Origin of the sequence: Roseomonas gilardii (assembly GCF_001941945.1) — a bacterium.
Taxonomy (GTDB): domain Bacteria; phylum Pseudomonadota; class Alphaproteobacteria; order Acetobacterales; family Acetobacteraceae; genus Roseomonas.
Map to the genome: position 1 here is coordinate 2,219,820 of NZ_CP015583.1, position 12,681 is coordinate 2,232,500.

Below are 12,681 nucleotides of genomic sequence, written 5' to 3' on the forward strand. Positions count from 1 at the left end.
CGTTCGTTTTACTTCCAGACGCAAGACCTTGAGACTGGCAGCAACCCGCACATGAAGTCACGTGACGTCTTTGCAACCGGACGGCGAGGATGGCGCCCGGGACGGTCATGGCGATCATGGGTGGACGGCATGGCTTCGTTCCGCGCGGCCACTCTGCCAGCCGCGCGCGATACTGTTTCGCGAAAGGCGGACGTTTCGCGTCCGGGTATCAGCCGTCCTCGCGCACCGGCACCGCCGCCGCTTGGCTCCAGCCCAGGCGCAGCGGCAATCCCTCCGTGGGCTGCAGGGGCGCGCGCCAGGATGGTAGCTGCACCCGCAGGACGCCGAGATCCTCGGTCGCCACGGACAGGTGGAAGGCCGTTCCGGCATAGGACCAGGACAGCACCCGGCCCTCCACCACGTTGTCCTCCTCCATCCCTTCGCCGAGCGGCAGGATCTTCTCGGGCCGCAGCGACAGCACCACGCCCTCCCCGGCCCGCGCCGCGCCCTGTGCCAGGAGGCGCGTGTTGCCCAGGCGCAGCGCGAGCGTGTCGCCCTGGCTTTCCTCGACCGTGCCGGACAGGAAATTGCTCTGCCCCAGGAATCCCGCCACGAAACGCGTCGCGGGGCGCTCGTAGAGCTCCGCCGGCGAGCCCTGCTGGATCAGCCGCCCGTGGTTCAGGATCGCGATCCGGTCGGAGAGGGAAAGCGCCTCCTCCTGGTCATGGGTGACATTGATGAAGGTGCGGCCGACGCGGCGGTGCAGCGCCTTCAGCTCGTCCTGCAACTCGGCGCGCAGCTTCTTGTCCAGCGCGGAGAGCGGCTCGTCGAGCAGCAGCAGCGCCGGGTCGAAGACCAGGGCGCGGGCCAGCGCCACGCGCTGCTGCTGCCCGCCGGAAAGCTGGTGCGGCCGCCTTTCGGCGAAACGGTCCAGTTGCACGAGGTCCAGCGTGGCGCGCACCCGGGACTCGCGCTCCGCCCGTCCGATCCGCCGCACACGCAGCGGGAAGGCGACATTTTCCGCCACCGTCATCTGGGGGAACAGCGCATAGCCCTGGAACACCATGCCGAAGGAACGCTTCTCCGGCGGCAGGGCGGTGATGTCGCGCCCGTCCAGCAGCACCTGCCCGGCGGAAGGCTCGACGAAGCCCGCGATCATCATCAGCAGCGTGGTCTTGCCGGAGCCGGAGGGGCCGAGCAGCGTCAGGAATTCGCCGCGCCCGACCTCCAGCGACACATCGGCCACCGCCGCCGCCTCACCATAGCGGCGCGTGACGTTGCGCAGCGACAGAGCATGGCCCGCCCCGGCCGCGTATGCCACGGCCGGGCGTTCCAGCACGGTGCTCACGACCGGTACTCCGGCTGCTCGCGGTCCAGCTTGCGGCACATCGCCTGCCAGAGCAGCCAGCCCTTGGTCGGGCTGTCGGGCGACTGCGCCCTGGTGCGCTCCACCACCCCGGCCGGCGGCATGGAGAGCGGCGCGCCCGTGGAGAGCGCGGCGACCTGGATGCGGCAGGCCTGTTCCAGATAATACATCCAGTAGAAGGCCTCCGCGACCGTGCGCCCGGCGGTGAGCAGCCCGTGGTTGCGCAGGATCAGGCAGGGCCGGTCGCCCATGTCGCGCACCAGCCGCTCGCGCTCCGACAGGTTGTCGTCGGCGGCGATGCCTTCGTAGCCGTGGATCGCCACGCGGTCGTGGAACTCCATGCTGATCTGGTTCAGCGGCAGGATGCCCTGCTCCGTCGCCGCCACGGTCATGCCGGCCAGCGTGTGGGTATGCATCACGCATTGCGCGCGCGGGCTGGCCAGGTGCAGGGCCGAATGGATCACGAAGCCCGCCGGGTTCACCGGCCAGATCGTCTTCTGCGCAGGCTCCCCCTCCGCATCCACCAGCACCAGGGAGGAGGCGGTGATCTCCTCGAAGAGCAGCCCATAGGGGTTGACCAGGAAGCGATGCCCCTCCCCCGGCACGCGCACCGAGAGATGCGTGTAGACCGTGTCGGTCATCCCGTGCAGGGCGATCAGCCGGTAGGCGGCGGCGAGGTCGCGGCGCAGCTCCGCCTCGGTCGGCACATGCCTCGGATCGGGCTTCCGCGGCGGGTCGTAGAGCAGCATGTCAGTAGCCCCGTTCCGGGTCGTAGAGATTGGGTAGCGGGCCGCCCGCCTCGTGCGCGGCGATGGCCTCCGCGATGTAGCGCGCACGTTCGCGCAGGCTGGCCAGGGAGGCCAGGTGCGGCGTCACGATCACCTTGGGATGCGACCAGAGCGGGCTGTCGGAGGCCAGCGGTTCCGGCTCGAAGACATCCAGCAGCGCGCCGTCCAGGTGCCCGCTGTCCAGCGCCGCCAGCAGGTCGGGCACCACGAGATGCGAGCCGCGCCCGACATTCACCACCTGTGCGCCCCGGGGCAGCATGGACAGCAGGCGGGCATCGATCAGCCCGCGGGTTTCCGGCGTGGAGGGCAGCAGGCAGACCAGTATGTCGGTGCGCGCGAGGAAGGCCTCCAGCTCCTCCGCTCCCGCGAAGGATTCGACGCCGGGCAGTTCCTTGCGCGTGCGCGACCATCCCGCGACGGGGAAGCCCAGCGCCTGGAGCATCCGCGCCGCCGTGCCGCCCAGATTGCCGAGGCCCATGATGCCGACGCGGCGTTCCGGCGCGGTGAAGCGCGAATTGAAGTTGTCCCAGCGCGCCTCCGCCTGCCCCAGTGCCATCCGCCGCGCGCCGCGCAGCAGGGACAGGCAGGCCCAGCTCACGAACTCGCCCATGCGCTGGCCCGTTTCCAGCCCGCCCATGCGCACCAGCGGCAGATGGCGGGGCCATTCCGGATCGCGCACGATGTTGTCCACGCCGGCGGCGGAGGAGAAGACGACGCGCAGATTGGACAGGCGCTTCAGCCGGCCGGGCTCCGGGTCCCAGACCACGACATAGGAAACCTCCTCCGGTGCCACGGCGGCATCGTCCCACCAGCGGATCTCCAGGCGTGGATCCACGGCCTGGAACGCCCTGCGCCACTTCGGCACCGCTTCCTCGCCGCCCGACTTCACCAGAACAATCACTCGCTCGCCCCCAATTCCGGCCCCACGCGGCGGGCTGCCCCTTCATGAAGCAGGCGCCCGCCCAGGCTGGCCCATCGCCGCCCGGTGGCGCCCATGCAGGGTTCATGCCGCCCTGGTCGTCACCAGTCCAGGCCGGGTCCGGATCGCCCCCGTGACGCCCGCGCCGGGATCATACAGGCCCGGCGGCGGCGGTGAACCCGATGGCGCCAGCATCGTTACCCTGCTGGAAATCCTTCCCGGCCCACACGGAGCGCCGACGATCCGACCAGGGACCGGGACCACCCGGAAGGAGAAGAACATGGCCGCCGATCCGACCACGATGCAGCAGGCTTCCGGCAACAGTCAGGAGAAGGAGCAGGAGGCGCTGAAGGACACCTTCCCCGCCAGTGATCCGGTGGGGAACGAGGGTGCCCGCGGCTCGCGTGCCGTCCCGGCCTCGGAGATGCAGGAGGACGATCCCGCCCCGCTCGCGGATGGCAGGACCCTGTCCTATGCCTTCGACAGCGCGGAGAAAGCCAAGCTGGCTGGGGAAGGCGTGGTCCGTGCCGGGCTGGCCGAGCACAGCCGCCTTTCGGTGGACGGGTCGTCCCTGCGCCTGGAGGTCGCCGGCAACGCCGCCGAGGACGCCGACAGGATGCTGCAGCAGGCGGGCGGCCGCGCATCCTGAACCCGGCCGCAGCGTCACGCCGCGCCGCCATCGTCATTTTCGGCGCGGCGGTGCGGCCCGATGGTTCTCCGAGCCAGACCCTGCGGCGACGGGTGGAGGCGGCGCTGGCGCATGGCCGCCGCCGGCATCCCCCGCCGCTCTATGTGCCGACCGGGGCGAAGGGCCGGCATGGGCCGAGCGAGGCGAGCGTGATGGCCCGCCTGCTCCGCGAGGGCGGGGTGCCGCCCGCTGACATTCTGGAGGAGCCGACCGGCACGGACACGCTGTCCTCCGCCCGCGCCGTCGCGGGCTTGTTGCGGGACTGGCATGGCCCGGTGCTGGTGGCCTCCTCGGGGTATCACATTCCCCGCTGCGTGCTGCTGCTGCGCCTGCTGGGCCTCCCGGCCCGCCCTGGCCCCGCGGCCCGCGCGGCACCCGGCTTCCAGGACTGGCGCTGGCGCTTGCGGGAGGCTCCGGCCATTCCCTATGACGCCGCCCTGGCGCTCTGGCACCGCCGCGCCGGGCGCGGACCGGCCCCGGCGGCCTGACCCCTTCCCGACTGTCGCCCGCCATGCTTCCTCTGCCGCCACATCGAGGCGAAAGGAGCGGGGCCATGGTGGAACGGGTGCTGGGAATCCTGGGCGGCATGGGCCCCCTGGCCGGGGCGCAGTTCCTGTTGCGGCTGACGCTGCTGACGCCGGCGGCGCGGGACCAGGACCATGTTCCCGCCGTGCTGTGGTCCGACCCCCGCGTGCCCGACCGCACCGCGGCACGCCTGCATGGCGGGGAGGACCCGCTGCCCGCGCTGCTGCGCGGCATCCGTGGGCTGGAGGCGGCGGGCTGCGGCGCGATCGCCATTCCCTGCAATACCGCCCATGGCTGGTACGAGCCGATGCGGGCGGCCACGTCGCTGCCGATCCTCCATATCGTCGATGCCGCGGCCGAGGATCTCCGGCGCCAGGGCCTGGCCGGTGCCAGGGTCGGGCTGATGGCCACGGCGGGCACCCTGGCGATGCGGCTGTACCAGGAGCGCTTCGACGCCCTGGGCCATGCGGTGATCACACCGGACGAGGCGCAGATGCACGACAAGGTCGGGCCGGGCATCGCGCTGGTGAAGGCAAACCGCGTGGCGGAAGCCTATGCACCTCTGGCGGAAGTGGCGCGGAGCCTGATCGCGCGGGGCGCGGAGGCGGTGGTGCTGGGCTGCACGGAGATCCCGCTCGGCATCCAGGCCGGGCCGGTCCTGCCCTTCCCGGTGGTGGATACGATCGACGCGCTGGCCCGCGTCTCGATCGGATGGGCCAAGGGGCAGGCCGGATAGGCAGCGGGGCGGGAAGAAGGACCGGCCGGCGGGATCAGGTAGGCGGGCCGGAGTTCTTTCCGTATCGGTCGTGGAGAGTGCGGTCACGCCCGAGCCGGCCACCATGGGCGGCCGGGGGTGGGATCAGTCGTCGTCGCACTCGCAGCCGTTGGTCGGGCCCTTGTCGGCCCGGATGATGTGGTGGTCCACCCATTCGGCCACCAGACGCTGGGCCTCGCTCACCGAGGCTTCCGGATGATGGATACGGTACAGGGCCGTGCAGGCCCGGAACGACGACAGGTCGTCGTTGCCGCCCTCCCGCAGTTCACGGTAGGCGGTCACAACGGCCCGCTCGCAACGGCGGGCGATGTGGCTGAACTCCTGACCCATCATACTCTCCAGCGTCTGCGAGTTATTTGAGAATCGCTCGCAATTCGTTCCTAGGTTATATTCTCACCTGAACGCCTATTCAAGCGTTCAAGCCGGCAGGTCCCTGGCCCCTGCGCGATTCCCTTAATCCGGACCGCGTTAGGACGGATTTAAGGCGAAATTTCCGGCGCCGTCACGCCTTATCGCGCGTCCCGACACCCTGGACACGCCGGACCGGAGCGCCTGCCCCGGCCCGGATAACCAAGGTCGGGAAGGCTAGGCGCCGCCGACCAGCGCCGCCAGCGCCTTGCCCAGATCCTCCGTGCCGGCCTGCCCGCCCATGTCGCGGGTGCGCGGGCCGCCCTCGGCCAGCAGCTTCTCGATGGCGTCGGTGATGGCCTTCGCGGCCTCCGCCTCCCCCAGATGCTCCAGCATCATGGCCCCGGACCAGATCTGGCCGATCGGGTTGCAGATGCCCTTGCCGGCGATGTCGGGCGCGGAGCCGTGCACCGGCTCGAACATCGAGGGGTGCAGCTTCTCCGGGTTGATGTTGGCCGAGGGCGCGATGCCGATGGAGCCCGCCACGGCCGGGCCGAGGTCGGAAAGGATGTCGCCGAACAGGTTGGAGCCCACCACCACGTCGAACCAGTCCGGATGCTGCACGAAATGGGCGCAGAGGATGTCGATATGGTACTGGTCCGTCTGCACCTCCGGATACTGCGCCGCCATGGCGGCGAAGCGCTCGTCCCAGAAGGGCATGGTGAAGGTGATGCCGTTGGACTTGGTGGCCGAGGTCACCTTACGCCGCTTGCGCGTGCGCGCGAGGTCGAAGGCATAGCGGATGATGCGGTCCACCCCGGTGCGGGTGAAGACGCTGTCCTGCATCACGAATTCCCGCTCGGTGCCGGGGAACATGCGGCCGCCGCTGCTGCTGTACTCGCCCTCGGTGTTCTCGCGCACCACCACGAAGTCGATATCGGCGGGGCCACGCCCGGCCAGCGGCGTGCGCACGCCCGGCATCAGCCGGCAGGGGCGCACATTGGCATACTGGTCGAAGCCGCGGCGCATCGGGATCAGCAGGCCCCAGAGCGAGACATGGTCCGGCACGCCCGGCCAGCCCACCGCGCCCAGGAAGACGGAGTCGGATTCGCGGAGCTGTTCCAGCCCGTCCTCCGGCATCATCGCCCCGGTGTGCAGGTAGCGGTCGCAGGACCAGTCGTACTCCTTGCACTCCAGGGAGAAACCGAAGCGGCGCCCCGCCGCTTCCAGCACCCGGAGCCCTTCCGGCACGGTCTCACGCCCGATTCCGTCGCCCGGGATCACGGCGATACGGTGCTTGCGCGGCTCGGCCATCGGCATTCCCCTTGATGTCGGCGGCAAGTTGGCGCCGTCGCGGGCGCGCGGCAAGGTCGGTCGCCCCATGGCCGGGCCCCCGGGGCCGATGGCCCGGCGGGCCGAGGAGGAATGCATGGCAGTCAGTCAGGGCGGCGCGCGGGGCACGGCGGTGGAACCGCACCGCATCGTGGTGGTGGGTGGCGGCGCGGCGGGGCTGGACCTGTCCATCCGCCTGGCGAGCCGCCGGCGCCGGCCCGTCCCCTATTCCGTCACCCTGGTGGACCGCAGCGGCAGCTATGTCTGGAAGCCCAGGCTTCACGAGGTCGCGGCCGGCACGCTCGACACGGCGCAGGAACAGGTCTCCTACCTCGCCCATGCGCGGCGGCACGGCTTCACCTACTGGCCGGGCCTGCTGCGCGGGCTGGACCGGGCACGGCGGCGGCTGACGCTGGGCACGCTGCAGGGGCCGGACGGGGAGGACACCGTCACCACCCGCCTGACCTATGACACGCTCGTCTTCGCGGTCGGCAGCCATGCCGACGACTTCGGCACGCCCGGCGCCCAGGAGCACTGCCGCTTCATCGACAGCCGCGACCAGGCGGAAGCCTTCACCGTCGCGATGCGCGAGGAGATTATCCGGACGCTCGCCGACCGTCCGGACAAGTCGCTTTCCATCGCCATCGTCGGGGCCGGCGCCACCGGCACCGAGCTGGCCGGGGAGATCAACCACGCGCTCGACCTCGCCGCCGGCTATGGCCTGCCGGGGCTGCGGCAGCGCATCCACATCACGCTGATCGAGGCCGCGCCGCGCATCCTGCCCGCCCTGCCGGAGCGCGTTTCCGCCGCCGCGGCCCGGGTGCTGGGCGAGATCGGGGTGGAGGTGCTGACCGGCGACCCGGTCGCCTCGGTCGATGACGGGGGCCTGACGCTGAAGAGCGGACGGCGGATCGATGCCGCGCTGCGGGTCTGGGCCGCCGGCATCCGCGCGCCCTCGGTGCTGCGGCGGATGGACGGGCTGGAGGTGGACCGGGCGGACCGCCTCGTCGTGCGGCCCACGCTGCAGACCTCGCGCGATCCGGCGATCTTCGCGCTGGGCGATTGCAGCTCCCTGGTGCCGGAGGGTGGCCAGCGCCCCCTCGCCGCCACGGCCCAGGTGGCGCACCAGGAGGCCCGGCACCTCGCCGCGCATCTGCCGGATTTCCTGGCGGGGCGGGAGTTGCCGCCCTTCCGCTACAAGGAACGCGGCTCCCTGGTCTCGCTGGGGGGCTACGACGCCTTCGGCAGCCTGGGGCGGCTCGGCGTGCTGCCCGGCGGCTTCATCGAAGGGCGCTTCGCCCAGTTCAGCTACAACATGCTCTACCGCCAGTACCAGTATGTGGTGCATGGCCGCCGCGTTCCGCTGATCTGGGCCTCGGAGTTGCTGCAAAGGCTCGCCAAGCCCCGGCTGCGACTGGACTGACAGGCCCCCGGCCGCCACCCGGTCCTGGCCCGGGTGGCGGGGGTGCTCAGCCTTCCGCCAGCAGGGCCGCCGTGTCGGGCGCGTTCATCGCGCGGGCGGCGTCCAGCGCGGTCATCCCACGGGCATCCCGCGCCTCGCGGCTGGCACCCCGTTCCAGCAGCAGCCGCACCAGCCCGGTGCGGTTGAACATGGCCGCCATCATCAGGGCCGTGCGGCCGTCGCCGCCATGCCCCTCGATCCGTGCCCCGTGTTCCAGCAGCAGCCGCACGATCTCCTCGCCGCCCTTGAAGCAGGCGGCGCCCAGCGGCGTCTGGCCCCGGTCGTTGGCGATCTCCGGGTTGGCTCCGCCCTCCAGCAGGGCGCGCACCGTGTCCGTCCGCAGGTGATAGGCCGCCAGCATCAGCAGCGTGTCGCCCTTGTCGTTGCGCAGGTTGGGCGGCAACCCCTGCGCCAGCAGGGAACGCATCTGTTCCGCGCCGCCATCGCGCGCCAGTTGGAAGACGCGCCCGGCGAAGGCGATGGTTTCCTCATCCGGCTGCGGCCGCAGCGTGGGGCTCGAATCCGACATCCCGCCTCCTGTCGTGTCACATCCGGCCCGAAAGCCGGGCCCGGCACGGGGGCAGAACGCCGCGCCCGCTTTCCGGCTGCGGCGCCATGGGCGGATCGGCTGTCCCGGATCTCCGCCTCGAACCGCTGGCGCGGCGGGAATCGTGCCCGGCGGTACTGACCCGAATTCTTCGCCTGATCGCGGCGCCGTGGCCTGCTACTGGGCAGGCTGGACCTTCGCGAATCCGGATTCCTCCCTCGTGCGCTTCATCGAGACCTTCGAACTCTGGCCCTTCCTCGACACGGTGGTCAGCCTCACCGCCGCCTTCCTGTTCGGCACCGCCATCGGCGCGGAGCGCCAGTACCGCCAGCGCACCGCCGGGCTGCGCACCAATGTGCTCGTCGCCGTGGGGGCCGCCGCCTTCGTGGACCTGGCGATGCGGATCGCCGGCGCGACCGAGGCCACGCGCGTGATCTCCTATGTCGTGTCCGGCATCGGCTTCCTCGGGGCCGGGGTGATCATGAAGGAGGGCATGAATGTCCGCGGCCTGAACACCGCCGCGACCCTCTGGTGCTCGGCGGCGGTCGGCGCGTGCAGCGGCGCGGACATGGTGGCGGAGGCCGGGCTCCTCACCGTCTTCGTGATCGCCGGCAACACGCTGCTGCGGCCGCTGGTGAACGCGATCAACCGCATCCCCATCGACGAGCGCACCACCGAGGCGACCTACGAGGTCAGCCTCACCGCACGGGAACGCGACATGCCCAGGGTGCGCGAGGCCCTGTCGGATGCGCTGGAAGCCGCGCACTACCCCGCCGGCGACATCGAGGCGGAGGAGCGCGGCGACGGGATGGTCGAGATCGTGGCCACGCTGGTGAGCACGGCGGTGGACCCCGTGGAGATGGATGCGCTGGCCCTCCGGCTGGAGGCATTGCCCGGCGTCGGCCATGCGAGCTGGGCCATCCGCACCAAGGACTGAAGCGGCGCGCGCGCCTACTGCTTCTCGATCCCGGCGCTCTTCGCCACCTCGCTCCACTTGGCCACCTCCGCCGCGACGAAGCGCTGCGCCTCCTCCGGGTTGCTGCCGACGATCGTGGCGCCGAGCGTGCCGAACCGCTCCCGCACCGCCGGCACCTGCAACTGCGCGGCGGCATCGGCCGCGATCCGCTGCGCCACCGGGGCCGGGATGCGCGCCGGGCCGATGAGCGCGCCCCAGGTCGCGGCCTCGAAGCCCGGGAAGCCGCTTTCCGCCACGGTGGGCACGTCGGGCAGGCCGGGCAGGCGCTGCGCGGAGGTCGTGGCCAGGACCTTCAGCTTGCCCGCCTGCACATGGCCGAGCACGGAGGGCAGCGGGTCGAACATCACGTCCACCCGGCCCGCCATCAGGTCCGGATGCGCGGCGGTGGAGCCGCGATAGGGCACATGCGTCATCTTCGCCCCGGCCCGCGCGGCGAACATCTCCGCCGCCAGATGCACCGCGCCACCGGTGCCGGCGAAGCTGATGCTCCCTTCCTTGCGCCGCGCCAGCTCGGCCAGTTGCTGCGGGGTGCTGGCGGGGAAGTCGGGCGCGGCGACCAGCAGCAGCGGCACGCTGTAGACCACGGTCAGCGCGGTCAGGTCCTTCAGCGTGTCGAAGGGCGTGGTGTAGAGCGGGACGTTGACCGCGTGGTTCACCGAGATCATCGCCAGCGTGTGCCCATCCGGCGGCGCCTTCGCGACGACATCCGTGCCGATGATCCCGTTGGCCCCGGCACGGTTCTCCACCACCACAGGCTGGCCCCATTGCTTCGCCAGCGGTTCCGCCAACAGCCGCGCGGCGATATCGGCGGAGCCGCCGGGGGTATAGGGCACGATCACCCGCACGGCATGGGACGGAAAGTCCGCGGTCTGCGCGCCCGCCCGGCGAAGCGTCACGAAAGGCACGGCCAGCAGCGGCGTGTGCAGCAGGGTGCGGCGACGGATGGACATGCTTCTCTTCCCCAGCCCGGTTTTCCGGCGTTGTCGTGTGGCCTGCCGATCCAGCGGCGGCCATTGGGAGAAGCGTGCGACGGATGTGCGCCCGGGACAAGCCGGGACGCCGTCTCAGCCCGCCGGGATGCCGCCGGCCACGGGCCGCGCGCCCGCCGGCAGCAGGCCCGCCGCCAGGATCTCCGCCGCCACCCGGCCGCTCTCGTCCAGCGGGGCGCGGGCGAAGGGTTCGGGGAAGGCATCGAAGGGGCGCGCCTGCCCTGCCTCGTAGAGACTGCGGTGCAGGGCCGCGTGGCGCGGCGCCGCCGAGGGATCGAGGCCCGGCATGGCCACGAAGACCGGTGCGGCGACGGCCAGGGCCTCGGACAGCATGGAGACGCTGTCGCCCGTCACCACCACCGCATCCGCCCAGGCCAGGAAGCCCGCGAAGGGGTTCGGCCCGGCATCGCCCCAGCGGAAGAGCCGTCCCGGGCTTCCGCCCAGATGCCGCGCCACGGCCTCGGCGGCGGCCTCCCCCGTGCGCCGGCTGGTGGTCGCCATGACGCTGCCGGACCCGGCGGCGACGCGTGCGGCGAGCTCCCCGGCGGCGGCGGGGTCCATCCCCTCCCCCCGGATGGGGCCGCCGATCAGCAGCGCGGTCCGGGGCCGGGGCAGTTCCGCCAGCGCCGCCCATTCCGCCCGCGCCGCAGCCAGCCGTGCCGGCGAGAGGCGGTGCGTGGCGCCCAGGACCGGCAGGATGTTGGGCGGCAATGGCGGCGTCTTCCCGGCGAGGTCGTGCTGCCCCAGCACCAGACGGTCGAAACCCCCGATACCGAAGTCCCAGATACCGAAGCCCGGGCGCATGCAATGGACCGTCCGCGCCCCGCGCCGCCCGAGCCAGAGCGCCGCCGGGGCGGAGCGGCGCCCGGCGGAGATCACCAGTGCCGGCGCGCCCTGGCGCAGTTCCGCCCGCACCGGCGGCGTGAGCCCGGCCAGGGTCGGCCAGGGCCAGGGGATGCGCGCCAGCGGGCTCCAGGCGAGCGGGATGCTGCGGAAGGGCTCGCCTAGTCGCTCTTCCAGCCGCTCCGCGATGCCCAGGGCCTGGGCGGCCGTGCCGGCGCGGGGGTCGGCCAGCACCCAGATGCGGGCCCCCGCCCTGCGATCGGTCATGGACGGGACACGGCGCGGAGGCTAACCCACGCCAGATCAGGAGAACCACGCATGACTGCCCGACACGCCTCTGACTGGGACCGCGATGCCGCGCTGACCACCGCGCGCATCCTCTTGGAGATCAAGGCGGTCAACTTCCGGCCCGAGGAGCCTTACACCTTCACCTCCGGCTGGAAGAGCCCCGTCTATATCGATTGCCGCCGCATCATCTACTTCCCCCGCGCCCGCCAGAAGATCTGCGAGCTGGCGGTGGAGAAGATCGGCCGCCACATCGGCTACGAGACCATCGAGGCCGTGGTGGGCGGCGAGACCGCCGGCATTCCCTATGCCGCCTGGATCGCCGACCGGATGATGGCGCCCATGGCCTATGTGCGGAAGAAGCCCAAGGGCTTCGGCCGCAACGCCCAGATCGAGGGCGACGTGCCCGAGGGCAAGCGGACGCTGCTGGTCGAGGATCTGACCACGGATGGCGGCTCCAAGATCCGCTTCACCCAGGCGCTGCGCGACGCGGGCGCGATCTGCGACCACACCTTCGTCGTCTTCTTCTACGGCGTCTTCCCCGGCGCCTTCGACACGATGAAGGAGATGAACCTCAGCCTGCACCACCTCGCCACCTGGTGGGACGTGCTGGAGGTCTGCCGCGAGCGCCCCTATTTCGAGGAAAGCGCGCTGCGCGAGGTCCGCAAGTTCCTGGAGGACCCGGTGAGCTGGTCCGGCGCGCATGGCGGCGTGAGCAGCGCCGAGGAAGCCAAGGCGCTGATGAAGGCCAAGACCGCGGGCTGAGTCTCCCCGGGGCGGCGCCCGCCTGGCACCCACATCCGGCGCGGTGCCGCCCCCTTCGCTGCCCTCTCTGGCGGCCCCTCGTCCCCTGCCCCGG

At 71.7% G+C, this 12,681-nt stretch carries 14 protein-coding genes; 6 read left to right on the forward strand and 8 right to left on the reverse strand.

The genetic code is table 11. From position 1 onward, the window contains the following. Positions 1-208: 208 nt before the first annotated feature. From RGI145_RS10140 to RGI145_RS10150, 3 genes are read right to left on the reverse strand one after another with little or no spacing between them, the layout of a single operon-like run. On the reverse strand, positions 209-1,327 hold the full coding sequence (locus tag RGI145_RS10140) for an ABC transporter ATP-binding protein (RefSeq protein ID WP_075798230.1): 1,119 nt from the start codon (positions 1,325-1,327) through the stop codon (positions 209-211). Further along, entirely contained in the window at positions 1,324-2,094 is a 771-nt protein-coding gene (locus tag RGI145_RS10145; protein ID WP_075798231.1) for a class II aldolase/adducin family protein, read from the reverse strand. The genes RGI145_RS10140 and RGI145_RS10145 overlap by 4 nt, the downstream gene beginning before the upstream one ends. Position 2,095: 1 nt before the next feature. Then, the gene (locus RGI145_RS10150) at positions 2,096-2,968 is read right to left on the reverse strand and encodes a 2-hydroxyacid dehydrogenase (protein ID WP_237183039.1); all 873 of its coding nucleotides are present in this window, start codon (positions 2,966-2,968) and stop codon (positions 2,096-2,098) included. 364 nt (positions 2,969-3,332) lie between these two features. Between RGI145_RS10150 and RGI145_RS10155 the strand changes: the two genes are divergently transcribed. The 3 genes from RGI145_RS10155 (at position 3,333) to cuyB (ending at position 5,001) form a co-directional block, all read left to right on the forward strand. Next, positions 3,333-3,701: a hypothetical protein gene (locus RGI145_RS10155; RefSeq protein ID WP_075798233.1), complete on the forward strand. Its 369-nt coding sequence runs from the start codon at positions 3,333-3,335 to the stop codon at positions 3,699-3,701. A gap of 50 nt (positions 3,702-3,751) precedes the next feature. Next, entirely contained in the window at positions 3,752-4,228 is a 477-nt protein-coding gene (locus RGI145_RS10160; RefSeq protein ID WP_237183040.1) for a YdcF family protein, read from the forward strand. Positions 4,229-4,293: 65 nt separating this feature from the next. Continuing rightward, on the forward strand, positions 4,294-5,001 hold the full coding sequence (gene cuyB / locus RGI145_RS10165; protein WP_075798235.1) for a cysteate racemase: 708 nt from the start codon (positions 4,294-4,296) through the stop codon (positions 4,999-5,001). A 123-nt stretch (positions 5,002-5,124) separates the two neighbouring features. Here cuyB and RGI145_RS10170 read toward each other — a convergent pair whose 3' ends face one another. Together RGI145_RS10170 and RGI145_RS10175 are read right to left on the reverse strand one after the other, a co-directional pair. Further along, positions 5,125-5,370 (reverse strand): hypothetical protein, encoded by a 246-nt coding sequence (locus tag RGI145_RS10170; RefSeq protein WP_075798236.1) that lies wholly within the window; start codon positions 5,368-5,370, stop codon positions 5,125-5,127. Between the two features lie 255 nt (positions 5,371-5,625). Next, on the reverse strand, positions 5,626-6,702 hold the full coding sequence (locus tag RGI145_RS10175) for a tartrate dehydrogenase (RefSeq protein ID WP_075798237.1): 1,077 nt from the start codon (positions 6,700-6,702) through the stop codon (positions 5,626-5,628). A 115-nt stretch (positions 6,703-6,817) separates the two neighbouring features. Here RGI145_RS10175 and RGI145_RS10180 point away from each other — a divergent pair, with 115 nt between their 5' ends. Further along, the gene (locus RGI145_RS10180) at positions 6,818-8,143 is read left to right on the forward strand and encodes an NAD(P)/FAD-dependent oxidoreductase (RefSeq protein ID WP_075799977.1); all 1,326 of its coding nucleotides are present in this window, start codon (positions 6,818-6,820) and stop codon (positions 8,141-8,143) included. Positions 8,144-8,189: 46 nt separating this feature from the next. Here RGI145_RS10180 and RGI145_RS10185 read toward each other — a convergent pair whose 3' ends face one another. After that, the gene (locus tag RGI145_RS10185; RefSeq protein ID WP_075798238.1) at positions 8,190-8,711 is read right to left on the reverse strand and encodes an ankyrin repeat domain-containing protein; all 522 of its coding nucleotides are present in this window, start codon (positions 8,709-8,711) and stop codon (positions 8,190-8,192) included. A 142-nt stretch (positions 8,712-8,853) separates the two neighbouring features. Here RGI145_RS10185 and RGI145_RS10190 point away from each other — a divergent pair, with 142 nt between their 5' ends. Then, positions 8,854-9,666 (forward strand): MgtC/SapB family protein, encoded by an 813-nt coding sequence (locus RGI145_RS10190; protein ID WP_335740082.1) that lies wholly within the window; start codon positions 8,854-8,856, stop codon positions 9,664-9,666. Between the two features lie 14 nt (positions 9,667-9,680). Here the strand turns inward: RGI145_RS10190 and RGI145_RS10195 are convergent, their stop codons facing one another. Then, positions 9,681-10,655: a Bug family tripartite tricarboxylate transporter substrate binding protein gene (locus tag RGI145_RS10195; protein WP_075798239.1), complete on the reverse strand. Its 975-nt coding sequence runs from the start codon at positions 10,653-10,655 to the stop codon at positions 9,681-9,683. Between the two features lie 114 nt (positions 10,656-10,769). Then, entirely contained in the window at positions 10,770-11,804 is a 1,035-nt protein-coding gene (locus RGI145_RS10200; RefSeq protein WP_075798240.1) for a mitochondrial fission ELM1 family protein, read from the reverse strand. Between the two features lie 51 nt (positions 11,805-11,855). On the opposite strand from RGI145_RS10200, the gene RGI145_RS10205 reads away from it, so the two are divergent. After that, entirely contained in the window at positions 11,856-12,587 is a 732-nt protein-coding gene (locus RGI145_RS10205) for an orotate phosphoribosyltransferase (RefSeq protein WP_027280231.1), read from the forward strand. Positions 12,588-12,681 lie beyond the last annotated feature (94 nt).

Bases quoted from the DNA above. Each gene is read 5' to 3' on its own strand.
- RGI145_RS10200 (WP_075798240.1), bottom strand. From the start codon at position 11,804: ATGACCGATCGCAGGGCGGGGGCCCGCATCTGGGTGCTGGCCGACCCC.
- RGI145_RS10205 (WP_027280231.1), top strand. From the start codon at position 11,856: ATGACTGCCCGACACGCCTCTGACTGGGACCGCGATGCCGCGCTGACC.
- RGI145_RS10185 (WP_075798238.1), bottom strand. From the start codon at position 8,711: ATGTCGGATTCGAGCCCCACGCTGCGGCCGCAGCCGGATGAGGAAACC.
- RGI145_RS10170 (WP_075798236.1), bottom strand. From the start codon at position 5,370: ATGGGTCAGGAGTTCAGCCACATCGCCCGCCGTTGCGAGCGGGCCGTT.
- RGI145_RS10145 (WP_075798231.1), bottom strand. From the start codon at position 2,094: ATGCTGCTCTACGACCCGCCGCGGAAGCCCGATCCGAGGCATGTGCCG.
- RGI145_RS10175 (WP_075798237.1), bottom strand. From the start codon at position 6,702: ATGGCCGAGCCGCGCAAGCACCGTATCGCCGTGATCCCGGGCGACGGA.
- RGI145_RS10195 (WP_075798239.1), bottom strand. From the start codon at position 10,655: ATGTCCATCCGTCGCCGCACCCTGCTGCACACGCCGCTGCTGGCCGTG.
- RGI145_RS10155 (WP_075798233.1), top strand. From the start codon at position 3,333: ATGGCCGCCGATCCGACCACGATGCAGCAGGCTTCCGGCAACAGTCAG.
- cuyB (WP_075798235.1), top strand. From the start codon at position 4,294: ATGGTGGAACGGGTGCTGGGAATCCTGGGCGGCATGGGCCCCCTGGCC.
- RGI145_RS10180 (WP_075799977.1), top strand. From the start codon at position 6,818: ATGGCAGTCAGTCAGGGCGGCGCGCGGGGCACGGCGGTGGAACCGCAC.